The sequence below is a fragment of the Sphingomicrobium marinum genome (assembly GCF_026157105.1).
Lineage (GTDB): Bacteria > Pseudomonadota > Alphaproteobacteria > Sphingomonadales > Sphingomonadaceae > Sphingomicrobium > Sphingomicrobium marinum.
Window position 1 is genome coordinate 363,784 of the sequence record NZ_JANPVQ010000001.1, and the last position, 22,099, is coordinate 385,882.

Genomic DNA, 22,099 nt, shown 5'->3' on the forward strand with positions numbered 1-22,099 from the left:
GCGGGGGTACGATGTTCGACAAAGTGAAAACGGTCATTGCGGAGCGCTGGATCGAGGGCGTCGTGCTGGCCTGGCTCGTCATCGCGGCGCTTCTGCTGGCGCAGCGCATCGGGATGGTCGAGCACTTCTTCCTGACCGACACGGACGATAATCTCAGGATGGCGCAGGTGCGCGCCTGGCTTGACGGGCAAGCTTGGTACGACCTGCGGCAGTACCGACTGGCACCGCCGGGCGGGTATGACATCCACTGGTCGCGTTTGGTGGACCTGCCGATCGCCGGACTGATCCTGCTGCTGACGCCCGTCCTGGGCAGCGGCGAGGCCGAGCGCTGGGCAGCGGCGCTGGCGCCCTTCATCCCGCTTTGCCTCACGCTATTCGCGCTGGCGCTGGTGGCGCGGCGCGTGATCGCACCGGCGGCCTGGCCGCTGGTCATGTTCGGGCTGATGTTTTCGAGCATCGCCATCGGCATGTTCTTCCCGCTGCGCATCGATCACCATGGCTGGCAGATCGCCATGGTCAGCTGGGTCATGGCGGGGCTGGTCGACCCCCAGCGCCGCCGCGGCGGCGTGATCGCGGGGCTTGCTACTGCGCTCTCGCTCGTGATCGGTCTCGAAATGCTGGTGTTCCTGGCGCTGCTTGGCTGCGGCGTGGTGCTCGGCTGGGTGGCGCGTCCTGAAGAGCGCGAGCGACTGGCGGGCTATGCAGTCTCGCTCGGCGGTGCGGGTGCCTTGGGATTCGTGATCTTCGCCTCGGAGGCGAACCAGAGCCTGCGCTGCGACGCGTTTACGCCGGTTTGGCTTGCCGACATATTGATCGCGGGGGCGCTGGCGCTGCTGCTGGCGTGGCGCAATCCGGTGCGCTGGCAGACGCGGCTTGCGTTTGCAGCGCTGGCCGGCGGCGTGCTGGCGGCTTTCCATGCGCTCGCCTTTCCGGCTTGCCTGTCGCGCCTCGAGGGCGTGCCGCCCGATGTGGCGGCGCTGTGGCTCGACCGGGTCAACGAAGCGCGCTCCATTCTCACGCACAGCCCCAGCCTGCAGCTGCGCACCTTCTCGGTGATCCTGGCAGGGCTCATCGGCTACGGACTGCTGATCGCGTCGGCGCGCAGCGATGTGGAGCGGATGCGCAAGGCGCTGCTGCTAAGCGTGCCCGCCCTCTTTTCGACAGCATTGTTGTTCTGGCAACTGCGCGCCGCTCCCGCCGCCCAGTTGTTCGCGATCCCGGGCGCCGCGGCGCTGATCTGGCTGGCGATGCCCAAATTCTGGAACTCCGGGAACGTGATCGTACGCACGCTGGGTGTGTCGGCGCTGTTCTCGGTCGGGATCGGGGCTCTGCCGCAGGTCATCGGGCAATATATGCCCAAGAATGCGGTCGAGAAAGCGCGCGCCACCACACCGCCGACGAGCCTTAGCTGCAATGCGCCAAGTTCGCTGCGGATGCTCAACGCGGCGGAGCCTGGCGTCATGTTCGCGCATATCGATTTGGGGCCGAAGATCCTCGTGCAGACGCATCACGATGCGACGTCGGGGCCTTATCATCGCGGCTGGCGTGAGATCGGGGTCATGATGCGCACCTGGCAGGCCGAACCGGAAGAGGCACGCGCGGCGATCGAGCAGCGGGCCGATTACTTGCTGATTTGCGACGATGCGCGCTATTCGCGGCGCACGGCGCAGCAGCGGCGGCTCGCCAACAGTTTAAAGCGCGAGGTGCCGGGCTGGCTGGAGCCAGTGGAATTGCCTGAGCGGGCGCCGTTCAGGCTGTACCGGGTGCGAGCGCCGGAAAACTCGTCGCCAGACCGTCGATGACGAACTGGGCCGCCAGTGCGGCGAGGATGACGCCTAGCAGGCGGGTGATCATCGCTTCCATCTTGTGACCGAGGAAGCGCATCAGCGGGCCGGCGGCCAACAGCGCCATCAGCGTGATGAGGATGACCAGCGTCATCGCGCCAAGCACGATGCCGAGCTCGGTCGGGCCTTCGGCGCGGCCCGCGAACAGCATCATCGCGGCGATGGTGCCGGGACCCGCGATGAAAGGGATCGCCATCGGGAAGATCGACACGTCTTCCGCCTCGGGCGTGCCCTCGATCTCCTGGGCGCGATTTTCACGCCGCTCGGTGCGCTTTTCGAACACCATGTCGAGCGCGATCATGAAGAGCATGATGCCGCCGGCGATGCGGAACGCAGCAAGGCTGATGCCGAGCGCTTCAAGGAGCGGTTCGCCCAGCAGCGAGAAGAAGAGCAGGATCGACCACGCGACCACTGCGGCGCGGATCGCCATGCGGCGGCGCTGGCCATCGGTCGCGTCGCGCGTGAGCGACGCGAAGATCGGCGCGTTACCCGGCGGATCGACGATCACCAGGAAAGTCACGAATGCGGAGACGAAGAGTTCGGTCATAGAGCAGGTGCCTCTAGCCCTTCGCGCTGGTGGGCCGCGATGAGGGTGTTGCGCAGCAGCATGGCGATGGTCATGGGGCCGACGCCGCCGGGAACGGGAGTGATCGCGCCGGCCTTGTCGGCGGCTTCGTCATAGGCGACATCGCCCACCAGCTTGCCCTTGGTTTTGCCCTCTTCGGGCGGCAAGCGGTTGATGCCGACATCGATGACGGTGGCGCCCGGCTTGATCCAGTCGCCCTTGACCATTTCGGCGCGGCCCACGGCGGCAACCACGATGTCGGCGTCGCGTGCCAAGGCGGGAAGGTCCCTGGTGCGGCTATGCGCGATGGTGACGGTAGCATTCTCGGCCAGCAGTAGCTGCGCCATCGGTTTGCCGACGATGTTCGAACGGCCGATGACAAGCGCGTGTTTGCCGCTGAGATCGCCGAGTTCGTTTTTCAGCAAGTGGAGGCAGCCATAGGGGGTGCAGGGCACCAGCGCCTGCTGCCCGACCGCGAGCTTGCCTGCATTGAGGATGTGGAAGCCGTCGACGTCCTTGGCCGGGTCGATTGCGTCGAGCACCGCGTCTTCGTCGATTTGGTCGGGGAGCGGCAATTGGACGAGGATGCCGTCGACCTTGGGGTCGTCGTTCAACCGTTCGACTAGCTGCAGCAGTTCGTCCTGCGTGGTTTCGGTGGGCAGGCGGTGCGTGAAGCTCTCCATGCCGGCTTCGAGCGTCGCCTTGCCCTTGGAACCGACATAGACGGTGCTGGCGGGATCATCGCCCACCAGCACGACGGCCAGTCCCGGCGCGCGCCCGATGCGGTCGCGGAAAAGCGCAACGCCCTCGGCGACTTTCCTGCGAACGTCGAGGGCGGCAGCCTTGCCGTCGATCCGCTTGGTCATGAGAAGACTGTCGGCCCCAGTTCCATCGCCACGCCCGCAAGGACGCGCTGAAGGATCATGATGAGGATGATCAGCACCATCGGCGACAGGTCGATCCCGCCAAAATCGGGCATGATCTTCCTGATCGGCCGGTATAACGGCCCGGTGATCCGGTCGAGCGCATCGACGAGGCCGCGCACGAAGCTCGAGCTCGGGTTGATCACGCCGAAGACGAAAAGCCAGCTGAGGATAACCTGCGCGATGATGATGTAGAATAATACATTGAGCAGCAGGAAGAGGATGTCGAAAAAGGCAGCAGTCATGCGCCCCTCCTAGCGACGGCAGGCGAGGGGGGCAACGATGCTTCTGCGGGTGCGCATGGCCGCTCGATCAGGGGGCGAAGCGGTTGGGCTGCGCTTCGGCAAGGATGAAGGCGAAATCGTCCGCATCATCAGTCCATTCGGCCACCGGGGTCCAGCCGCCCGCCAGCAGCAGCGTGCGCGCCGCGCGCTTGCCGTATTTGTGGCTGTTTTCGGTGTGGATCGTGTCGCCTTCGTCGAAGCTGAAACGGGTGCCGTCGATGGCAAAGGACATGAAGGTGGTGGCGACGAGGTGCATCTCGATGCGCCCCAGCATCTCGTTCCAGCGCGCTTCGTGGCGGAACAGGTCTACCGGAATGTCGGCACCAAGCTCACGGTTGATGCGGTGAAGCAGGTTGAGATTGAACTGCGCGGTGACACCGTCTGCATCGTCATAAGCGGCGCGCAGGCGATCGAGATCCTTCACCCGGTCCATGCCGATCAGCAGGCTCGACCCATCGCGCAAGATGTCGCGGAATGTGCGCAGGAGGTCGGCGGCGCTGCGCGGCACGAAGTTGCCGATGGTGGAGCCCGGGAAGAAGCCGACTCGGTGCAGGCCCCTGATGTCGTCGGGCAGATCGAACGGCTTGGTGAAATCGGCCTCGATCGGATCGACGGCAAGATCGGGATAGTCTTCGGCCAGACGCGCGGCGCTGGCGCGCAGGAACTCGCCTGAAATATCGATCGGCACGAAATGATCCGGCTGCAACGCGTCGATCATCAGCGGCGTCTTGGTGACGCTGCCCGCGCCGAATTCGATCAGCGCACCGCCGGTACCTGCAGCAGCAGCAATGGCCGCGGCATTGTCGCGCATGATCGCGGTCTCGGTGCGGGTGGGATAATATTCGTCGAGCCGTGTGATCTCGTCGAACAGTTCGCTCCCGCGATGATCGTACAGCCAGCGCGCCGGGATCGACGGCTGGGCCTGCTGCAGCCCGCGGATGACATCATCACGAAAGGCGGGGTCGACGGTATCTGCCGCGTCAGACATTTCGGGCAAGACGCACTCCGGTGAACTGCCAGCGTTGGGCCGGGTAGAAGAAGTTGCGATAGGTCGCGCGCGAATGGCCGCGCGGGGTGGCGCAGGACGCGCCCTTGAGGACAAACTGCCCACACATGAACTTGCCGTTATATTCGCCGATCGTGCCGGCTTCAGGCATGAAACCGGGGTAAGGCGAATAGGCGCTGCACGTCCATTGCCAGCAATCGCCGAACAGGGCGTCCGATCCCATCGGCATGACCGCGGCGGCGCTGGTCAACTGGTTGCCGTCGGCGGGATCGTGACCGGCGCCGACGATCTCCCATTCCGCCTCGGTCGGTAGCCGCGCGCCAGCCCAGGTGGCGAAGGCGTCGGCTTCATAATAGCTGACATGGGTGACGGGCAGCGCAGCTTCGATCGGGCGGCGGCCCGATAGGGCAAAGCGGCTCCACCCGTCCTGGTCGCGGCGCCAGTAGAGCGGGGCATCGATGTTGTTTTCCTTCAGCCACGTCCAGCCGTCCGACAGCCAGAGCGAGGGCGTGGAATAGCCACCATCGCGCATGAAATCGGCCCAGTCGCCTTGGGTGACGAGCCGGTCGGCGAGCTCGAAAGGTTGTAGCAGCACCTCGTGGCGGGGACGCTCGCTGTCGAAGCTGAAGCCGGTGCCGTCATGACCGATCGCAACGCGTCCGCCGTCGCGGCGCGTCCAGCCCATGGGCGCTTCTTTGGCATCGGCGACAGGCGGCCCGTCCATATAGGCCGGATCGAGTGGATTGGCGTCGAGCGTGGCGAGGATGTCGGTAAGGAACAGCTCCTGGTGCTGCTGTTCGTGATGGATGCCGAGTTCGACCAGCTTTCGCACCTCATGCGAAAGGTCCGGCAGGGCGCGGATCAGCGCGGCATCGACATGTTCGCGATATGTCCGGATCTCGTCGATGCTGGGGCGGCTGATCAGGCCGCGGCGCGGGCGGGCATGGCGTTCGCCTTCGCCTTCGTAATAGCTGTTGAAGAGGAAGGGCCAGCGCTCATCATAAAGCGTGTAGCCCTCGACATGGTCGCGCAGGATGAAGGTTTCGAAGAACCAGCTGGTGTGCGCCATGTGCCATTTGGACGGGCTGGCGTCTTCGTGGGGCTGGATGGTGGCATCGGCATCGCTCAGCGGTGCCGCCAGGTCGAGCGTCAGGCTACGCGTCGCCTCGTATCGTGCCCTCAGATCGGGCTTTGGCTGTTCATCTGCACGCGCCACAATGGCTCTCCCTTACCATGCCAAAGCGGGATAAGGCCAAGTTTGTTCCACTTTCGTTTCTGGTCAGCGCGTAGCGCCCGGCTGCCACAGGATGTCGCCGCCGCCTTTCGCGGCGAGCGCGCGTGCGGTCACGAAGAGGTGATCGGAGAGGCGATTGATATAGGCCAGCGCGGCCGGGTTGATGTCCTCCTCGGCCGCGAGCTGCGTAGCGGAACGCTCGGCGCGGCGCACGACGGCGCGCGCCAGATACAGGCTGGACGCCGCTGCGTCGCCTCCGGGCAGGATAAAGCTTTTGAGCGGGTCAAGCTGCGCCGTGATGGCGTCGATCTCGCCTTCCAGCCGCTCGACCTGACTTTCGAGGATGCGAAGCGCGCCCTCCATCTCGCCTGGCGTGGCAAGATCGGCGCCTAGGTCAAACAATTCGTTCTGGATACGGCGCAGCGCGTCGAAATGGTTGCCTTGCGCCATGTGCGACAACGCGACGCCGATAGCGCTGTTGGCTTCATCGACATCGCCGATTGCGGCCATACGCGGCGAATATTTGGCGACGCGGCTGCCATCGACGAGGCCCGACGTGCCGTCATCGCCGGTCCGCGTGTAGATCTTGTTGAGCTTGACCAAGGGGTCAGGCGGCCTGACCGGCCAGGATCAGCAACAGGGCGATGATGACGATCGCAATGCCCTGGAAGAAGACACGCTTGCGCATATAGTCCTGCTGGCGCTGCTGGTCGATTTCCTTGCCCGAAGCCATGGCGATCACGCCGCGGATAAGGACATAGGCGGTCGCGGCCATTGCCGCGATGAGGAGGAGTGCGAGAAACCAGGTCATGACGCCTATGTAGGCTCGATCAGCCTGAATCCCAAGGGCAGACTTTGGTCCGCCAGGCTCTTGGCCAGGGTTACGCCATCCACGCCTTCGTCGCGCATGGCTTGCAGCGTCGGTGCCTTGTCGCGTTTGGCCAAGCGCCGGCCATCATCGAAGGTGACGAGACGGTGGTGCAGGTAGCGCGGTTCGGGCAATCCGAGCAGCATTTGCAACAGGCGCTGGATGGGCGTGGATTGGCGCAAATCCGCGCCGCGCACGACCAACGTCACCCCGCTATCGGCATCATCGAGCACGCACGCCAAATGGTAGGAGGAAGGCGCGTCCTTGCGCGCGAGGATAGCGTCTCCAAGGTCACCCTGATTGGCGGTGAAGGGGGTGCCGTCTCGTTCGACCCATTGCGGCAGCCCGCCAACCTCTAACAGCGCCCTGGCGGCATCGAGACGCCAGCTGTGCGGCGTGGACGCGCGGCGATCCGGATTATCGGGCAGGCCGCGGCACGTGCCGGGATAGTGCGCGCCAGGATCGCCGTGCGGGGCGGTGAGCGCAGCAGCAATGTCGCTCCGGGTGCAAAAGCAGGGGTAAACGAGCCCGCGCGCTGCCAATTCGTCGAGCGCGTCGTCATAGCGGTCGAGCCGCTGGCTTTCGCGCAGAACCTCGCCGTCATGCGCGACGCCGAGCCACTTGAGATCGTCGAAGATCGGCTGGATGAACTCATCGCGGCTGCGGCCGGGGTCGAGGTCATCGATCCGCAGGCGCATTTTATCGCCCGCCTTCCGCGCCATGACGGCGGAATAAGCGTGTCCCAGATGCAAGCGGCCCGAGGGCGAAGGCGCAAAACGCGTGACGATCATGACGCATACAGTGTTGCAAAAGGGACTCTTGACGCAAGGATTCCCGTCATGGTGTCTTACGCCTGTCACCAACTGCTGGCATCAGGCGGTGAACGCAACGGAAAGACGGGCCTTGGCCGACGGTCTCCCGATGGTGGGTGTGAAGCGCTAAGGGGTCCTGGTCAGGTCCAATGAATGGACGACCGCTAGGGAGCTTTTGTGCCGTGACCCACGCCGACCGCTTGAGACACCCGGAAAACTGCCCCGCGCTCGTGCTCAACGCCGATTACACGCCCTTGTCCTATTATCCGCTGAGCCTGTGGCCGTGGCAGACCGCGGTAAAGGCGATGTTTCTCGAACGCGTCGATATCGTCGCCCATTATGACCGCGAAGTGCACAGCCCCTCGGCGACGTTGCAACTGCCGAGCGTCATCGCGCTGCGCCAATATGTGAAACCGAACGAGTATCCGGCCTTCACCCGATTCAACCTGTTCCTGCGTGACAAGTTTTCCTGCGTCTATTGCGGCAGCGGGAACGAGTTGACTTTCGACCATGTCATCCCGCGCCGGCAGGGCGGACGCACCAGCTGGGAAAATGTCGCGACCGCCTGCGCGCCGTGCAACCTCAAGAAGGGGGGCAGGACGCCCAAGGAAGCGCATATGCCCGTCATCGGCGGCGATCCCATCCGCCCGACAAGCTGGCAGTTGCAGGAACATGGCCGGGCGTTTCCGCCCAACCACCTGCACGATAGCTGGCACGATTATCTTTATTGGGATGTCGAACTGGAAGCTTAGGCGTTCTTCGCCAGCCATTCCTTGAGCGTTGGCGCGATTTCGGCGTCGGCCATGCCGAGCGCCAGGTTGGCGAGCGCGAACCCGGCCTTGTTGCCGCAATCGTGGCGGACGGCATCGACTTTGAGCGCGTGAAAGGGCTGCTGGCCGATGAGTTTGGCCATCGCGTCCGTCAACTGGATTTCGCCCCCTGCGCCGCTGTCCTGGTTGGCCAGCAGATCCATGAGTTCAGGCTGGAGGATGTAGCGACCCACGATGGCGAGCGTCGAAGGGGCCTCGGCGGGGTCGGGCTTTTCGACCATACCTTTGACCTCGGTTGCCTTGCCTTTGGTGTCGCCGGGATCGACGACACCGTAGCTGGCGGTGTCTTCTTTATCGACGTCCATCGCGCAGACGATATTACCGCCCAGTTCCTCGTAAGCATCGACCATCTGCTTCAATGCGCCGGGCTTACCCACCATCAGGTCATCGGGGAGCAGGACGGCGAAGGGCTCGTCTCCCGTCACGGCGCGCGCGCACCAGACCGCATGGCCAAGCCCGAGCGGTTGCTGCTGGCGCACTGACACAAGTTCGCCGTACCGCGTGCGGCTTCCGGACAGCGGGGCGAGCGGCTTGCCCTTGTCATCCATGGTGCGTTCGAGTTCGTAGGCCATGTCGAAATAGTCGACGAGGCTGGCCTTGCCGCGCCCGGTCACGAAGATGAGCTGTTCGACGCCGGCTTCGCGCGCTTCGTCCACCGCATACTGGATTAGCGGACGATCGACGATGGTCAGCATTTCCTTGGGCATGGTCTTGGTGGCGGGCAGGAGCCGCGTGCCAAGCCCGGCGACCGGAAAGATGGCTTTCTTGATCTTCTTCATCGTGGCTCCGCAGGATCGGTGATGTCGACCGGATCGTCGGCGTCCTCGTTATAGTCGGGCGCCGGGGTCAACGCCGCGCCGCCTTCGGCTGGCGGCAGGTCGAAGGGGTCTGGCGCGCGCGGCGCGGAACGCTGGATCAGCTCGTCCACGCGCTCGGGCCTCGCATAGGGCGGCGGGGTCAGCAGGTCATCGGGTTGCGGGACTTCGGCGGCCAGCACCGGCTTGGGCGGCAGCTCTGCGCCCTCGGCCGGCTTCAAGGGGCCGGTGGTCCCGCAAGCGGCGAGCAAAAGCGTCGTCAGGATCAAAAGGCTGCGCATCGCCACCCAAATGCCGCATTGCGGGCAGCCTGCCAACCACTTAGCGAAGCGAGCCATGAAAAAGCTCCTGATTCTCGCGGCACTGGTGTTGAGCGCCTGCGGCACCGATCCAGCCACCGAAACGACGACCAAGGCTACCGAGCAGACGGCGCTGCTGCGCGACTATGCCGGAACGGACATGCCCGATATCGCGGTGACCGATCCCGATGGCGAGCAAACTACGCTGGGCGAAATCGCGGGCGGCGAACCGATCCTGGTCAACCTGTGGGCAAGCTGGTGCGCGCCGTGCGTCAAGGAACTGCCGACGCTTCTGGCGTTGTCGGAGCGCGGCGATGTTCGGGTGCTGGCGCTCAGCCAGGACATCGGTCCGCAGCCATCGGTGCGCGCTTTTCTCGAAGGGCACGGCGTCGGGTCGCTCGGCGCGTGGCAGGATGCCGACATGGCGATGACCGACGCGCTGCCCGTCACCATCATGCCGACCACGGTGCTTTACGATGCGCAGGGCAAGGAAGTCTGGCGCTATGTCGGCGATCTCGATTGGTCCGGCGATGAAGCCGCCGCGCTAATCGCCGAACTCGACAGCTAGTCGCGCAGCAGCTCGTTGATGCCCGTCTTGCTGCGGGTCTTTTCATCGACCGTCTTGACGATCACCGCGCAGGCAAGGCTCGGCCCGTTCTCCTTGCCGGGAAGCGTACCGGGCACGACGACCGAATAGGCCGGGACGCGGCCATAGTGGATCTCGCCCGTGGCGCGATTGACGATCTTGGTCGAAGCCGAGATGAACACGCCCATCGACAGCACCGCGCCTTCTTCGACGATGACGCCTTCAGCGACCTCGCTGCGCGCGCCGATGAAGACGTTGTCCTCGATGATCACGGGCTCGGCCTGAAGCGGCTCCAAAACGCCGCCAATCCCTGCGCCGCCCGAAATATGCACATTCTTGCCGATCTGGGCGCAGCTACCGACGGTCGCCCAAGTATCCACCATCGTACCCTCGTCAACATAAGCGCCAAGATTGACGAAGCTGGGCATCAATACGGTACCGGACGCGATATAGGCGCCGCGGCGCACGATGCAGCCGGGGACAGCCCGAAAGCCAGCCTTCTTAAAGGCTTCATCGCCCCAGCCGAGGAATTTGCTGTCGACCTTGTCCCACCAACCTGCGCCGCCGGGGCCGCCCGAGATCGTCGCCATCGGGTTCAATCTGAAGGACAGGAGCACGGCTTTCTTGAGCCATTGGTTGACCTGCCACTTGCCGTCGATTTTCTCGGCGACGCGCTGTTGGCCGCTGTCGAGCAGGAGGATCGCTTCCTTGACCGCCTCGTGCAGCGCGGCATCGCTGTCGGGGGTCACGCTTTCGCGCTTGTCCCACGCGGCTTCGATGGTGCTTTGAAGGTCGCTCATCCCTGCTCTCCGAATAATTCGTGCAACCAATCGCTCACGTCGGCGATGGTTTCGTCAATATGATCTGTATCCACGCGCGCTAGCGCCTGTTCGGAGCCGTTGTCGACCCATACGGTCATCATGCCCAGCGCTTTTGCGGGTTTGAGGTTTTTCGCCATGTCCTCGACCAGCACTGCCTTGCCGGGCGCGATTTCGAAGCGTTCGCACATCAGTGCATAGCCGTGCGGGTCGGGCTTGGGGCGCAGGTCGGCGGCGATGATATCGTGCAGCCCGTGGAAATGATCCTCGATCCCGAGCCGACCCAGCACACGGCGCGCATAAGGCGCATCGCCGTTGGTGAAGATGAACTTGCGTCCCGGAAGCCGACCAAGACCGCGCGCCAAGGTCTCATCGGGGCCGATTACGCCGAGATCGATGTTATGCACATCTTCTAGGAAATCGTGCGGATCGATGCGGTGCTCGACCGTCAGGCCCTTGAGCGTGGTGCCATGGGTATGGAAATGATGCTTCTGAACGCGGTGGGCTTCGTCCTCGTCGACGTTCAGCAGGCGGCGGATATAGGCGTTCATGCGCGCATCGATCTGCGTAAACAGCCCCGTCGACGCCGGGTACAGCGTGTTGTCGAGATCGAAGATCCAGTCGGTTATATGCGCGAACCGCTTTTGCATGCGCGCCGCGCTACCGCGCCCTTCAGCAAATTGTAAGTTGTTTCCGGCTACCCCCTTGGGCATCGTTACATCGGCGGGGGCGCTGTTGGGAGGAAGTGCGTTGGGCAAGCGTCGTCTGTTGATATCTAGTGCCGTCGGCGTGTCGCTGGCCTTGAGCGCCTGCGGCGGCGGCGGATCGCCCAGTCGTCCGATCAGCGAGCCCCCACCCGCGCCTAGCCCGCCGCCCCCGCCGCCGCCGCCACCCACCAATTTCGACACGACCGAGTACCGAACCAGCACGGCAGCGGTCGCGGCCGATGCGATAACGGCTTACGAGGCCGGCGCGACCGGGGCGGGCGTAAAAGTTGCCATCATCGATACGGGCCTCAATCCGGACCTGCGCGACTTCACGGGCAGGATCGATCCTGCCAGCGGCGACGTGGCGGGCACCCGAGGGCTTGGCGACAGCGATGGCCATGGCACGGCCGTGGCGGCGATCTTCGGGGGCGCGAAGGACGATATCGAAACGCACGGCGTGGCATTCGACAGTACGATCCTGGCCTTCCGGGCCGACAGCCCGGGGACCTGCCAGACGTCGAGTGACTGCGTCCTGCTCGAAAGCAATATTGCCAACGGCATAGACAAGGCCATCGCCGCCGATGCGCTGGTCGTGAACCTGTCGCTCGGCGGCGGCGCGCCGAGCCAGCAATTGCTGAATGCGATGCAGCGCGCGGTTGATGCCGGGCTGATCCTCGTCATTGCGGCGGGCAATGACGGGGGGACGGGCCAGGGCAGCAACGCCGATGACTTCGCGCTGGTGCCGGCACAAAGATTTCCCGGTCAGGTGATCATTGCCGGTTCGATCGGTGTGGACAATGGTGCGGGCGGCACCGATCTCGACCAGATTTCGGACTTTTCAAACCGTGCCGGTGACGGTGAGCAATGGTTTTTGACCGCACTGGGCTATCGCGTCCAGGCGCCCGATCAGAACGGCGACCAGTTCCTGTGGTCGGGCACCAGTTTTGCAACGCCCGTGATATCGGGCGCGATAGCGCTGCTGGCCGAGGCATTTCCCAACCTGACCCCGCAGGAAATCACGCAAATCCTGTTCGAAAGCGCCGATGATCTTGGCACTGCGGGCACCGACCGCATCCACGGGCAGGGCCGCGTTAATATCGGGGCAGCCTTCCAGCCTTCGGGCAGCGTGGTGCTCGCCGGCACCCGCGAGCCACTGTCCTTGACCAACAATGGACGGCTTCCGTCGGCTGCGGGCGATGCGATGCGCACGATGTCGGTTGAGGCGATCGCGCTCGATCGGTTCGACCGCGCCTATACGCTCGACCTTGGCGCGACGCTCGGCGCGGCGCGCCAGCGCGCGCCGCTGGGCGAAACGTTGGCCCGACCGACGCAAACGCGCAGCTTGGCAGTAGGCGGGCTCGAGGTTTCCACCAGCGTTGTGCCGCGCGAGGCCATGGCAGGGTTGGCGGCGCTCGAGGGCCAGGAACGGCTGGGCATGGGCCAGGACCATTATCGCCAGGCTCGCTTTGTCGCGGGTAGCGCGGTCGCGCGGCTTGGCGATGACAAGGCCATTGCCTTTGGCTTCGGCGAAGGTGCTGCGGCAATGCAGCGCAAGCTCGAAGGAGTGGGCGGTCCGGCCTTCCTGGTTGCACGCGATGAAGCCATCGCCAGCGTCCGCCGCGACGGCGCGCTCGCCTTTCGCCAGCAATTCGGGGCCATCGGCATCGGACTGGCGGTGGAAAGCGGCGAATATCGCGACCGCGATCATACCGGTATCCTCGCCGCGCCGTATCGGCATAGCGATCTCGCGATCGACTGGCGCTACGGCAAAGGCGGTTCGGCGCGGCTGGGCTACGGGCTGATCGAGGAGCAGGAAAGCTGGCTCGGCGGGCGGCTCGACGGGCCGTTCGGCGGTGTCGGCGCGACGACGCACCTTTTCTCGCTCGAGTGGCGCGAAGACGTTGCGGGCTTTTCGCTCGGCGCGAAAGCGCAGCGCGGTTGGAGCCAGCTTGGTGGCAGCACCGTAGGCCTCGACGCCTACCGGATAGACGTGTCGCGGCGCGGCGTGTTTGCGCCGGGCGACCAGCTTGCGGTGCGGGTCAGCCAGCCGCTCCGCGTGCGGTCGGGCGGGCTCAATCTCGCGCTTCCGACCGGCTATGACTATGCCTCCGAGACCGCAATCGTCAGCGATGTGCTGGTGCCCTTTACCCCGACGGGGCGCGAGCTGACGGGCGAACTCGCCTACGGCACCGGACTTTGGGGCGGGACGGTTGATGCCAATCTCTACTATCGGCGTGACCCCGGCCATGTCGCCGATGCCGGCGATGATATCGGAGCCGCGATCCGGTTTACGCTGGGGCTTTAGACGGTAAAACTCTCGCCGCAACCGCAGGCGCCGGTGGCGTTGGGATTATCGAAGACAAAGCCGGCGGCGAAATCGTCCTCTTTCCAGTCCATGATCGACCCAACGAGATAGAGCACGCTCGCACCGTCGACGTAGAACGTGCCGCCGGGAGTCTCGATCTTTTCGTCGAACTTGGCTTCTTCGGTGACATAGTCGACCGAGTAAGCGAGCCCCGAACAACCGCGCCGCGGAGTCGACAATTTGACGCCGATCGCGTCATCGGGCGCTTTGGCCATCAGGTCGGCGATGCGCTGCTCGGCAGCGGGCGTCAGCGTGATCGCGGCGGGGCGTTGTTTGGTATCAGCCATCAGAGCATTCCCAGTTCGAGGCGGGCTTCATCGGACATCTTGGAAGGGTCCCAGGGCGGATCCCACACCAGCTTTACTTCGGCATCACGTACGCCGGGGACGGCGAGAACGGTCATTTCAACTTCGCCGGGCATCGATTCCGCAACGGGGCAGTGCGGGGTGGTGAGTGTCATGGTGACGACCGCATCATGATCCTCGCTAACCTCGACGTCGTAGATCAGCCCAAGATTGTAGATGTCGACAGGGATTTCGGGATCGAAGATGGTTTGCAGCGCGGCGACGATGGCTTCCTTCACCTCGTCCGTATCGCCCGACGGGGCAGGCGTTTCGGTCGCCTTGGTCAGGAAGCCTTCGAGATAGTCGCGCTTGCGCTTCATCGTCTGCATGGGCGTTTCGTCGACGCGCGCGCGAGGCGGCTTTTCCACCGCGTCCACTTCCTCGACCGTGATCTTGCGTTCGTCGTTCATCCGAAAATCCGTTTCACTTTCTTGAGCCCCTCGATCAACGCGGCGACATCGCTCGCGTCCGAATGCGCGGCGAAGCTGGCGCGCACCGTCGAGGGAACGCCGAGATAATCCATCAAGGGCTGGGCGCAATGGTGGCCCGCGCGCACCGCGACATTGGCGTCGTCGAGGATCGTGGCGACGTCGTGCCCATGCACGTCGCCGACATTGAAGCTGACGATACCGAGCGCGTCGTCGGGGCCGTAGAGCTTAACGCCCTCGACCTGCGCAAGCTCTTCGCGCGCAAACGCGACAAGGCCGCGTTCATGCGTCTCGAGCCGCGCGATATCCTGCGCCCGCACCCAGTCGATCGCGGCGTGGAGCCCGACCGCGCCGACGATGTGCGGCGTGCCAGCTTCGAAGCGCGTGGGGGCAGGCGCGTAGGTCGTCTTGTCAAAGGCAACGCGGTCGATCATCGAGCCGCCACCCTGGTAAGGCGGCATGTCGGCCAGATGCTTGGACCAGAGCGCACCGATCCCGGTCGGACCATAGAGCTTGTGCGCCGAGTAGACGTAGAAGTCGCAGCCGATGGCTTCGACGTCGACGGGGAGGCGCGGGACGGCCTGGCACGCGTCGAGCAGGATTTTTGCGCCGACGTTGTGCGCCAGGCGGGTCGCTTCCTTGGCGTCGAGGACAGAGCCGAAGACGTTGGAAACGTGGGCGAAACTGACGAGCTTGTGCTCTTCGGTAAGGATCGCTTCGACTGCTTCGAGATCGATGCGGCCATCGCCGGTGATGGGGGCGACATCGATATGCGCGCCGACCTCTTCGGCCAGCATCTGCCACGGCACGATGTTGCTGTGATGCTCGAGCTGCGAGAGCAGGATTCGGTCACCCTTTCCGATATGCTGGCGGCCCCAAGTCTGCGCGACGAGGTTGATCGCCTCGGTCGCGCCGCGGGTGAAGACGGTGTCCTCCGCCTTGCCGCCGATCAGCGAGGCTGCGGCATCGCGTGCGGCCTCATAGGACTGCGTCATGGCGGCCGAGCGTTCGTACACGCCGCGATGGACCGTCGCGTAGTCGTGCGCATAGGCCTTGGTGATCGCGTCGATCACCGCCTGCGGCTTTTGCGCGGTCGCGGCGGTATCGAGGTAGTGCCAGCCCTCGCCCAGTCCCGGGAATTGGGCGCGTACGTCGACGACGTCATTCTTGAGGGTGGCGGGTGCGTTCATCGCGTGAGCTCCCGCAGCCGGGTGCGCGCGAGCGTCGCGATCTCGCTGTCGTCGCCCAGTTCATCCCACAATCCGCCGACAAAGCCTTCGAGCAGCAATGCCTTGGCATCCTGCGGCGGCAGGCCGCGCGCGGCGGCATAGTATAGCTGCATCGGGTCAAGCTCGCCCACGGTCGCGCCGTGTTCGCACACCACGTCGTCAGCATAGATTTCGAGTTCGGGTTTGGCGTTGGCGGTGGCGCCGCGTGTCAGCAGCATCGCCTTGATGTCCTGCGTCGAATCGGTGCGCTGGCCTTCGCGCGACACCGCAACCTGCCCGAGATAGGAGCCGGTGGCCTTGTCGCCGAGCACGCTGCGCACCGTCTGTTCGCTGGTGGCGGACGGTGCAACATGACGCACGACAGTGACGATCTCGAGCGTCGAATCGTCGCCGCCAAGGTTGGCCGCGTTGAAGGTGAATTCCGCTTCCTCGCCGAGCGTCACATCAAGTTCGATGCGCCCGTAGCGGGGTGCAGCATTGAGCGCGAAGAGTTCGTAACTCGCGCCCTTTTCGACATGAATTTCAGCGCGCTTGATGTCGATCGGGTCGCCCCTCGGGAGCCAGATTTGCTGCACTTTTTGCTGCGCAGCAATTTGCAGCATTTCAGGTGCCGAAAGGTCGTTCCAGACCTCGGCCAGTGCCTTGTGATCGGCGTAGCGAAATGCTTCGTCTTTGGGGGTCGGCAGTGCCGTCACGCCAGCACCTCCGCATAGCCTTCTTCCTCAAGCGCGAGCGCGAGGTCGGGGCCGCCGGTTTTGACGATCTTGCCGTCCGACAGGATGTGCACCTTGTCGGGCTGTACGTAATTGAGAAGGCGCTGGTAGTGGGTGATCAACAGCACGCCCTTGTCGGGTGCGCGCATGATGCGGTTGATGCCTTCACCGACGGCTTTCAATGCATCGATATCGAGCCCGCTATCGGTTTCGTCGAGCACCGCGAACCTGGGATCGATGATCCCCATCTGCACCATCTCAGCGCGCTTCTTCTCGCCGCCCGAAAAGCCCACGTTGACGGGGCGCTTGAGCATGTCGGCGCTAAGGCCGAGCGCTTCGGCCTGGGCGCGGGCGCGCTTGATGAAGTCGGCGCCGGACAATTCTTCCTCACCGCGCTCGCGGCGCTGGGCGTTGAGGCTCTCGCGCAGGAATTGCAGCATCGAGATGCCGGGGATTTCGACCGGGTACTGGAAACCGAGGAACAGGCCCGCGGCAGCGCGCTCATGCGGCTCCATGTCGAGCAGATCCTCGCCATTGAAGTTGGCAGTGCCGCCGGTCACATCGTAGCCGGGGCGGCCACCAAGCGCATAGCTCAGCGTCGATTTGCCCGCGCCGTTGGGGCCCATGATGGCATGGACCTCGCCCGCAGGAACGGTGAGGTCGAGCCCCTTAAGAATGGGCTTGTCGCCAACAGCGACGGTCAGATTTTCAATCTTGAGCATTTAGAGAATAAAACCCTGCTTTTCGAATTTCTTGGCGATCTTATCGATGTCCTTCTGGGACGTGGTGGCGATGGCGACGCGGCCCGAAGTTTCGTCAACGTGAACGCCGGTTTCCTTGCAGCTCTTCTCGACGAAAGCCTGCACGTCCTTGGCGATATTGGTGGGTACGTAGCGGATCATTCGGCTTCTCCTTCGGCGATAGCGGCATAGGTAACGCCCATGCGGATCATGCCGTCGACCATACCGGCGATTTCTTCGTTTGAAGCGCCGGGGAAACGTTGCTCGAGACCGTTGATAATCCCGGCTCTGAGCGAGGGCAGTCCGCATGTTTCATGGTCAGCTTCCATCGCTGTGCGTTGATCCGATGCCAATCGAACGGCCTTTCCGACACAAGTGAAGACAGCTATATCTTGTTCGTTGGTCAGGCCTTTGTCGGCATCTTCATCCAGCATGTAGGCGATCATCAGATCGCGGCGTGCCTCGTCTGACAGCGTAAGCTGCTCCGCACGCCGCGGCGCGATTTGTGTCCAGTCTGCGCGAAGCCGTTCGATCACGATTTCTTCGACACGGTCCTGCTTGCCCGGAATGATGCCATTGCGTTCAAGATGCGCCATTTCCTTGGCTGCCAGTTCGTGACCGAAAGTATAGAGTGGCATTGTCGCGTTTGAGCAATATGTCCCGCCCGCTTTGTCGAAGAAGGCATCGTTGACCGTGATTTCGTCGATCGATTGTGATGCATAAGGGGGCTGGTTGGACAGCCAAGCCAGGCAGGCCTGCCGATCGTCGGCGCCTTCGATTTCTGGCGTTGCAGCCAGTGCGAATATGATAGAAAACATCATCCCACACTCCCCTCAAGCGAAATCGCCAGCAGCTTCTGCGCCTCGACCGCGAACTCCATCGGGAGTTCCTTCAGCACTTCCTTGGCAAAACCGTTGACGATCAGTGCAACGGCGGCTTCTTCGTCGAGGCCGCGGGACTGGGCGTAGAAGAGCTGGTCTTCTGAAATTTTGCTGGTGGTAGCTTCGTGTTCGACCTGCGCGGTCGGGTTCTTCACCTCGATATAGGGCACGGTGTGGGCGCCGCATTTGCTGCCTAGCAGCAGGCTGTCGCACTGGGTGAAGTTGCGGACGTTTTCTGCCTTCGGCAGCACGCGCACGAGGCCGCGATAGGTATTGTCGCTCTGCCCGGCGCTGATGCCCTTCGAGATGATGGTCGAGCGCGTATTCTTGCCGATATGCACCATCTTGGTGCCGGTATCGGCCTGCTGGTGGTTGTTGGTCAGTGCGACCGAATAGAATTCGCCGACGCTGTCATCGCCCTTGAGAATGCAGCTGGGGTATTTCCATGTGATTGCAGAGCCGGTTTCGACTTGCGTCCAGCTCACCTTCGAACGATCGCCAGCGCACAAAGCGCGCTTCGTCACGAAGTTGTAGATGCCGCCCTTGCCGTCCTTGTCGCCCGGGTACCAGTTCTGGACGGTGGAGTATTTCACCTCGGCATCTTCGTGCGCGTAGATTTCGACCACGGCGGCATGAAGCTGGTTTTCATCGCGCATCGGCGCGGTGCAGCCTTCAAGGTAACTGACGTAAGAACCTTTTTCGGCGACGATCAGCGTGCGTTCGAACTGGCCGGTATTTTCGGCATTGATGCGAAAATAGGTGGAAAGTTCCATCGGGCAGCGGACGCCTTCGGGGATGTGCACAAAGGTGCCGTCGGAAAAGACCGCGCTGTTGAGGCAGGCGAAATAATTATCGCGCTGCGGGACGACCGAGCCGATATATTTTTTCACCAGCTCGGGATGCTCCTTGATCGCCTCGCTGATCGACATGAAGACCACGCCCGCGGCTTCCAGTTCCTTGCGGAAGGTGGTGGCAACGCTGACGCTGTCGAACACCGCATCGACCGCGACCTTGCGCGCACCCTCGACGCCCGCGAGCACCTTTTGCTCCTCGATGGGGATGCCGAGTTTCTCGTAGGTGCGACGAATTTCGGGGTCGAGCTCATCCAAGGACTTTAGCGTCGGCTTCTTCCTGGGCTCGGCGTAATAATAGGCGTCCTGGTAATCGATTTCAGGGATGTCGAGTTTGGCCCAGTCGACTTCCTCCATCTCGAGCCAGGCATGATAGGCCTTCAAGCGCCAGTCGAGCATCCACTCGGGTTCACCCTTCTTGGCGCTGATGAAGCGGACCGTGTCCTCGTTGAGACCCTTGGGCGCGAAATCCTGCTCGATATCGGTGGAGAAACCCCACTCATATTCCTTGTCGAGCGCCTCGCGGGCCTCGGGATTCATTTCCTCGCGGGAGGTCAGTTCTCGCTGGTCGGTCACTTACTCAATTCCTGCAGGCTGACGGCGCCAAGCGCGCCGCGTACTTTTTCGCCGACGATGCCCATGTGCGGCTTGACCCGGCACATGGCATCCAAAGCGCAATCCGATACGCCTTCGCTGCACTGCGTCAGCGCGATGGGGCCTTCGACCGCCTCGACGATGTCGGCGAGGCTGATCTCGGTCACCGGGCGGGCAAGGACATAGCCCCCGCCGGCGCCGCGCTGGCCCTTGAGCAGGCCGGCACGCCCAAGCGACTGCATCAGCTTCTGCGCGGTCGGCAGCGGAACGCCAGTTTCCTCCGATAACACGGTCGCGGACAGGCACTCCCCCTCCTCGCGGCGGGCGGCGGCGCTCATCATGACGACGGCATAGTCGGCTAGGTGCGTCAGGCGCATGGCAAATCGGACTGTTTCATTCCGAATTGCCATTTAGGAGGATTCGCCGGGGAATCAACCGATTCCCCGCTGTTGCGAGTCGTTCTTAGCTGGCTTTTTTTGCGGCCACCCACGCACGGATATTGGCATCGAGCATGTCGAGCGGGACGGGCCCCGGCGTCAGCACTTCATCGTGGAATTCGCGCCAGTCGAACTCATCGCCCAGCTCTTCCATCGCATGTTGGCGCAGTTCCATGATCTTGAGTTTGCCGATCATGTAGGCGGTCGCCTGTCCCGGATAGACGATATAGCGCTCGATCGCCTTGCGGATATCGCCGTCGGGGTTGGGCGTATTCTCGGTGAGGTAGGCGATTGCCTGCTCGCGGCTCCAGCGCTTGTGATGGATGCCGGTGTCGACCACCAGCCGCGCGGCGCGCCACAGCTCCATGCCGAGCCGGCCGAAGTCCGAATAGGGGTCGGTATAGAAGCCCATGTCCTTGCCAAGCTCTTCGGAATAGAGGCCCCAGCCTTCGGTGTAGGCGGTCTGTCCGCCAAAGCGGCGGAACGCGGGCAAGCCCTCAAGACCGGTCTGGATCGAGCGCTGGAGGTGATGGCCGGGCGAGGCTTCGTGATAGGCGAGCGCTTCGAGCTCGTTGAGGCTCATCGCGTTCAAATCGTAGAGGTTGACGTAATAGGTGCCGGGGCGTGAGCCGTCGGGCGCGGGGGCCTGGTAAAAGGCTTTGCCGGCGCTCTTTTCGCGGAACGCCTCGACCGGTTTGACGACGACGGGATCCTGCGGAAGCACGCCGAAATATTGCGGCAGCGCCTTGTCCATCTGGGCGATCGCCGCGTTGGCCTTGGACAGATATTCCTCGCGGCTCTTGGCGAAGAATTGCGGGCCATTGCGGGTGTAGACGAAGAATTCCTGCAGCGTTCCGTCGAAGCCGACCTGCTCCATGATCGCGCGCATCTGTCTGTGGATGCGCTCGACATTGTCGAGGCCGATCTGGTGGATTTCGTCGGGCGTGAGGTCGGTGTTGGTATATTGCGCCAGCCTTGCAGCGTAATATTCGGCACCATTGGGCAAGCGCCAGACGCCGTCGTCGGTCGGCGCATTGGCCTGCTGCGTAACCATTTCCTCGCGCAGCGCGAGATAGGCGGGCGCGGCGTGGTTTTCCCACGCTTCGACGGCGCGGGCATTGAGATCGGCACGCTGGGCGTTGCTGATTTGCAGTTTCCCGACCTTGTCGCGGAAATCGTTCAGGATCGCGTTCTGGCGGCCGGCGTTGAGCAGGTTGTCGATATCGCTGATGACGTAGGGATAGACCCACTTGGGCGGCATGATGCCGAGCCGCGCGCGGGTGCGCGACTGTGCGGTCAGCTCGGGCATCGCGCGTCCGATATCTGCGATGCGGCTGATATAGGCCTCGGCGTGGCTGACCTCGCTGACGCGGTGAATGTTGATCAGGAACGCCGGAATGCCCGAATGCTGGCCGAACATCTGGTTGAACAGGAAGGTGTGCCGGTCGAAGGGTTCGAGACGCTCTTCCATCGCGAGATTGCGCAGGAAAAGTTCGTAGCTGATGCGGTCCTGCTGGTTGAGCGTGGCAGGATCAAAGTTCGCCTTCATCGCGGCGGCGGTCTGGCGCATCAGTTCGAGGTAGCGATCGTCATTGGCTTCGCTGACATCGCCCCACGTGCCGTAATCCTCATCGATGATCCCGCGGTAAGCCTTGGCCTGCGGCGCTAGCGCGAGGCTGGCCTGATCATACGCTTCGAAGAGTTGCGCGAGTTCGGCGTTGGCGGCGACCTGGGGCGCCTCCGTTTGAGCCGCGGGGGCGCTAGCGCTTTGCACTGGCGCGGTTTCGGGGGTGCAGGCGGCGACGAGGGCGCTGGCGGTGGCGAGCAGGGCGATGCGGGTCATATGATCTCCTGTAAGCATACGCGCGCGAGGGTGGCGCGCCGACATCGTATGATCAATTATTTTCGATGAAAGCTTGTTCCGTC

At 63.5% G+C, this 22,099-nt stretch carries 26 protein-coding genes; 4 read left to right on the top strand and 22 right to left on the bottom strand.

Going from position 1 to position 22,099, the window contains the following annotated elements; translation table 11 throughout:
* Nucleotides 1–23 precede the first annotated feature (23 nt).
* Nucleotides 24–1,802: an AcrB/AcrD/AcrF family protein gene (locus NUX07_RS01870; RefSeq protein ID WP_265528380.1), complete on the top strand. Its 1,779-nt coding sequence runs from the start codon at nt 24–26 to the stop codon at nt 1,800–1,802.
* Here NUX07_RS01870 and NUX07_RS01875 read toward each other — a convergent pair.
* From NUX07_RS01875 to gluQRS, 8 genes are all read right to left on the bottom strand, one after another.
* Entirely contained in the window at nt 1,750–2,391 is a 642-nt protein-coding gene (locus NUX07_RS01875; protein ID WP_265528381.1) for a MarC family protein, read from the bottom strand. The genes NUX07_RS01870 and NUX07_RS01875 overlap by 53 nt on opposite strands.
* Entirely contained in the window at nt 2,388–3,275 is an 888-nt protein-coding gene (folD, locus tag NUX07_RS01880) for a bifunctional methylenetetrahydrofolate dehydrogenase/methenyltetrahydrofolate cyclohydrolase FolD (RefSeq protein ID WP_265528383.1), read from the bottom strand. The genes NUX07_RS01875 and folD overlap by 4 nt, the downstream gene beginning before the upstream one ends.
* Nucleotides 3,272–3,577, bottom strand: a complete 306-nt coding sequence (locus NUX07_RS01885; RefSeq protein WP_265528385.1) for a YggT family protein — start codon at nt 3,575–3,577, stop codon at nt 3,272–3,274. Before NUX07_RS01885 ends, folD begins: the two co-directional genes overlap by 4 nt.
* A 67-nt stretch (nt 3,578–3,644) precedes the next feature.
* Entirely contained in the window at nt 3,645–4,604 is a 960-nt protein-coding gene (egtD, locus tag NUX07_RS01890) for an L-histidine N(alpha)-methyltransferase (protein WP_265528387.1), read from the bottom strand.
* Nucleotides 4,597–5,841 carry an ergothioneine biosynthesis protein EgtB gene (gene egtB, locus NUX07_RS01895; protein WP_407696157.1) on the bottom strand — a complete coding sequence of 415 codons (1,245 nt, stop codon included), beginning with the start codon at nt 5,839–5,841 and terminating at the stop codon, nt 4,597–4,599. Before egtB ends, egtD begins: the two co-directional genes overlap by 8 nt.
* A gap of 60 nt (nt 5,842–5,901) precedes the next feature.
* Nucleotides 5,902–6,459, bottom strand: a complete 558-nt coding sequence (locus NUX07_RS01900) for a cob(I)yrinic acid a,c-diamide adenosyltransferase (protein WP_265528391.1) — start codon at nt 6,457–6,459, stop codon at nt 5,902–5,904.
* A gap of 4 nt (nt 6,460–6,463) precedes the next feature.
* Entirely contained in the window at nt 6,464–6,667 is a 204-nt protein-coding gene (locus NUX07_RS01905; protein ID WP_265528393.1) for a twin transmembrane helix small protein, read from the bottom strand.
* Between the two features lie 5 nt (nt 6,668–6,672).
* Nucleotides 6,673–7,515, bottom strand: coding sequence for a tRNA glutamyl-Q(34) synthetase GluQRS (gluQRS, locus tag NUX07_RS01910; RefSeq protein WP_265528395.1), 843 nt, complete (start codon nt 7,513–7,515; stop codon nt 6,673–6,675).
* 170 nt (nt 7,516–7,685) lie between these two features.
* On the opposite strand from gluQRS, the gene NUX07_RS01915 reads away from it, so the two are divergent.
* Nucleotides 7,686–8,288 (top strand): HNH endonuclease, encoded by a 603-nt coding sequence (locus tag NUX07_RS01915; protein ID WP_407696138.1) that lies wholly within the window; start codon nt 7,686–7,688, stop codon nt 8,286–8,288.
* On the opposite strand, the gene NUX07_RS01920 is transcribed toward NUX07_RS01915, so the two are convergent.
* Both NUX07_RS01920 and NUX07_RS11435 read right to left on the bottom strand, forming a co-directional pair.
* Nucleotides 8,285–9,145, bottom strand: a complete 861-nt coding sequence (locus NUX07_RS01920; protein WP_265528399.1) for a UTP--glucose-1-phosphate uridylyltransferase — start codon at nt 9,143–9,145, stop codon at nt 8,285–8,287. The genes NUX07_RS01915 and NUX07_RS01920 overlap by 4 nt on opposite strands.
* Nucleotides 9,142–9,519: a lipoprotein gene (locus NUX07_RS11435; RefSeq protein ID WP_322597176.1), complete on the bottom strand. Its 378-nt coding sequence runs from the start codon at nt 9,517–9,519 to the stop codon at nt 9,142–9,144. Before NUX07_RS11435 ends, NUX07_RS01920 begins: the two co-directional genes overlap by 4 nt.
* Between NUX07_RS11435 and NUX07_RS01930 the strand changes: the two genes are divergently transcribed.
* The gene (locus NUX07_RS01930; protein ID WP_265528401.1) at nt 9,518–10,048 is read left to right on the top strand and encodes a TlpA family protein disulfide reductase; all 531 of its coding nucleotides are present in this window, start codon (nt 9,518–9,520) and stop codon (nt 10,046–10,048) included. The two genes, NUX07_RS11435 and NUX07_RS01930, sit on opposite strands and share 2 nt — an antisense overlap.
* Here NUX07_RS01930 and dapD read toward each other — a convergent pair.
* Together dapD and NUX07_RS01940 are read right to left on the bottom strand one after the other, a co-directional pair.
* A complete protein-coding gene (gene dapD / locus NUX07_RS01935; protein WP_265528402.1) occupies nt 10,045–10,866 on the bottom strand; it encodes a 2,3,4,5-tetrahydropyridine-2,6-dicarboxylate N-succinyltransferase in 822 nt (273 codons plus the stop codon). The two genes, NUX07_RS01930 and dapD, sit on opposite strands and share 4 nt — an antisense overlap.
* A complete protein-coding gene (locus NUX07_RS01940) occupies nt 10,863–11,534 on the bottom strand; it encodes a pyrimidine 5'-nucleotidase (protein WP_265528404.1) in 672 nt (223 codons plus the stop codon). Before NUX07_RS01940 ends, dapD begins: the two co-directional genes overlap by 4 nt.
* Before the next feature lie 100 nt (nt 11,535–11,634).
* On the opposite strand from NUX07_RS01940, the gene NUX07_RS01945 reads away from it, so the two are divergent.
* Nucleotides 11,635–13,896, top strand: coding sequence for a S8 family peptidase (locus NUX07_RS01945; protein ID WP_265528406.1), 2,262 nt, complete (start codon nt 11,635–11,637; stop codon nt 13,894–13,896).
* On the opposite strand, the gene NUX07_RS01950 is transcribed toward NUX07_RS01945, so the two are convergent.
* The 10 genes from NUX07_RS01950 to NUX07_RS01995 form a co-directional block, all read right to left on the bottom strand.
* Nucleotides 13,893–14,243: a HesB/IscA family protein gene (locus tag NUX07_RS01950; RefSeq protein WP_265528408.1), complete on the bottom strand. Its 351-nt coding sequence runs from the start codon at nt 14,241–14,243 to the stop codon at nt 13,893–13,895. The genes NUX07_RS01945 and NUX07_RS01950 overlap by 4 nt on opposite strands.
* Nucleotides 14,243–14,710 carry an SUF system Fe-S cluster assembly protein gene (locus tag NUX07_RS01955; RefSeq protein ID WP_265528410.1) on the bottom strand — a complete coding sequence of 156 codons (468 nt, stop codon included), beginning with the start codon at nt 14,708–14,710 and terminating at the stop codon, nt 14,243–14,245. The genes NUX07_RS01950 and NUX07_RS01955 overlap by 1 nt, the downstream gene beginning before the upstream one ends.
* Nucleotides 14,707–15,918, bottom strand: coding sequence for an aminotransferase class V-fold PLP-dependent enzyme (locus NUX07_RS01960; protein WP_265528411.1), 1,212 nt, complete (start codon nt 15,916–15,918; stop codon nt 14,707–14,709). Before NUX07_RS01960 ends, NUX07_RS01955 begins: the two co-directional genes overlap by 4 nt.
* Nucleotides 15,915–16,652 (bottom strand): SufD family Fe-S cluster assembly protein, encoded by a 738-nt coding sequence (locus NUX07_RS01965; protein WP_265528412.1) that lies wholly within the window; start codon nt 16,650–16,652, stop codon nt 15,915–15,917. The genes NUX07_RS01960 and NUX07_RS01965 overlap by 4 nt, the downstream gene beginning before the upstream one ends.
* Complete coding sequence (gene sufC, locus NUX07_RS01970) at nt 16,649–17,392, bottom strand: Fe-S cluster assembly ATPase SufC (RefSeq protein WP_265528414.1); 744 nt, start codon at nt 17,390–17,392, stop codon at nt 16,649–16,651. Before sufC ends, NUX07_RS01965 begins: the two co-directional genes overlap by 4 nt.
* Nucleotides 17,393–17,572 carry a hypothetical protein gene (locus NUX07_RS01975; RefSeq protein WP_265528416.1) on the bottom strand — a complete coding sequence of 60 codons (180 nt, stop codon included), beginning with the start codon at nt 17,570–17,572 and terminating at the stop codon, nt 17,393–17,395. It abuts the gene before it with no gap.
* Nucleotides 17,569–18,231: a hypothetical protein gene (locus NUX07_RS01980; RefSeq protein WP_265528418.1), complete on the bottom strand. Its 663-nt coding sequence runs from the start codon at nt 18,229–18,231 to the stop codon at nt 17,569–17,571. The genes NUX07_RS01975 and NUX07_RS01980 overlap by 4 nt, the downstream gene beginning before the upstream one ends.
* Nucleotides 18,228–19,682 carry a Fe-S cluster assembly protein SufB gene (sufB, locus tag NUX07_RS01985; protein WP_265530726.1) on the bottom strand — a complete coding sequence of 485 codons (1,455 nt, stop codon included), beginning with the start codon at nt 19,680–19,682 and terminating at the stop codon, nt 18,228–18,230. The genes NUX07_RS01980 and sufB overlap by 4 nt, the downstream gene beginning before the upstream one ends.
* A 32-nt stretch (nt 19,683–19,714) precedes the next feature.
* Nucleotides 19,715–20,113, bottom strand: coding sequence for an SUF system Fe-S cluster assembly regulator (locus NUX07_RS01990; RefSeq protein ID WP_265528420.1), 399 nt, complete (start codon nt 20,111–20,113; stop codon nt 19,715–19,717).
* Between the two features lie 85 nt (nt 20,114–20,198).
* On the bottom strand, nt 20,199–22,016 hold the full coding sequence (locus NUX07_RS01995) for a DUF885 domain-containing protein (protein WP_265528422.1): 1,818 nt from the start codon (nt 22,014–22,016) through the stop codon (nt 20,199–20,201).
* Nucleotides 22,017–22,099 lie beyond the last annotated feature (83 nt).

Excerpts from the sequence above, each read along its gene's own strand:
- folD (WP_265528383.1), bottom strand. The coding sequence starts at position 3,275 with ATGACCAAGCGGATCGACGGCAAGGCTGCCGCCCTCGACGTTCGCAGG.
- NUX07_RS01875 (WP_265528381.1), bottom strand. The coding sequence starts at position 2,391 with ATGACCGAACTCTTCGTCTCCGCATTCGTGACTTTCCTGGTGATCGTC.
- gluQRS (WP_265528395.1), bottom strand. The coding sequence starts at position 7,515 with ATGATCGTCACGCGTTTTGCGCCTTCGCCCTCGGGCCGCTTGCATCTG.
- NUX07_RS01940 (WP_265528404.1), bottom strand. The coding sequence starts at position 11,534 with ATGCAAAAGCGGTTCGCGCATATAACCGACTGGATCTTCGATCTCGAC.
- NUX07_RS01980 (WP_265528418.1), bottom strand. The coding sequence starts at position 18,231 with ATGATGTTTTCTATCATATTCGCACTGGCTGCAACGCCAGAAATCGAA.
- NUX07_RS01995 (WP_265528422.1), bottom strand. The coding sequence starts at position 22,016 with ATGACCCGCATCGCCCTGCTCGCCACCGCCAGCGCCCTCGTCGCCGCC.
- NUX07_RS01990 (WP_265528420.1), bottom strand. The coding sequence starts at position 20,113 with ATGCGCCTGACGCACCTAGCCGACTATGCCGTCGTCATGATGAGCGCC.
- NUX07_RS11435 (WP_322597176.1), bottom strand. The coding sequence starts at position 9,519 with ATGGCTCGCTTCGCTAAGTGGTTGGCAGGCTGCCCGCAATGCGGCATT.
- NUX07_RS01930 (WP_265528401.1), top strand. The coding sequence starts at position 9,518 with ATGAAAAAGCTCCTGATTCTCGCGGCACTGGTGTTGAGCGCCTGCGGC.
- NUX07_RS01950 (WP_265528408.1), bottom strand. The coding sequence starts at position 14,243 with ATGGCTGATACCAAACAACGCCCCGCCGCGATCACGCTGACGCCCGCT.
- sufB (WP_265530726.1), bottom strand. The coding sequence starts at position 19,682 with ATGAATCCCGAGGCCCGCGAGGCGCTCGACAAGGAATATGAGTGGGGT.
- NUX07_RS01920 (WP_265528399.1), bottom strand. The coding sequence starts at position 9,145 with ATGAAGAAGATCAAGAAAGCCATCTTTCCGGTCGCCGGGCTTGGCACG.
- egtD (WP_265528387.1), bottom strand. The coding sequence starts at position 4,604 with ATGTCTGACGCGGCAGATACCGTCGACCCCGCCTTTCGTGATGATGTC.
- sufC (WP_265528414.1), bottom strand. The coding sequence starts at position 17,392 with ATGCTCAAGATTGAAAATCTGACCGTCGCTGTTGGCGACAAGCCCATT.
- NUX07_RS01960 (WP_265528411.1), bottom strand. The coding sequence starts at position 15,918 with ATGAACGCACCCGCCACCCTCAAGAATGACGTCGTCGACGTACGCGCC.
- NUX07_RS01915 (WP_407696138.1), top strand. The coding sequence starts at position 7,686 with ATGAATGGACGACCGCTAGGGAGCTTTTGTGCCGTGACCCACGCCGAC.
- NUX07_RS01955 (WP_265528410.1), bottom strand. The coding sequence starts at position 14,710 with ATGAACGACGAACGCAAGATCACGGTCGAGGAAGTGGACGCGGTGGAA.
- NUX07_RS01905 (WP_265528393.1), bottom strand. The coding sequence starts at position 6,667 with ATGACCTGGTTTCTCGCACTCCTCCTCATCGCGGCAATGGCCGCGACC.
- dapD (WP_265528402.1), bottom strand. The coding sequence starts at position 10,866 with ATGAGCGACCTTCAAAGCACCATCGAAGCCGCGTGGGACAAGCGCGAA.
- NUX07_RS01885 (WP_265528385.1), bottom strand. The coding sequence starts at position 3,577 with ATGACTGCTGCCTTTTTCGACATCCTCTTCCTGCTGCTCAATGTATTA.
- NUX07_RS01975 (WP_265528416.1), bottom strand. The coding sequence starts at position 17,572 with ATGATCCGCTACGTACCCACCAATATCGCCAAGGACGTGCAGGCTTTC.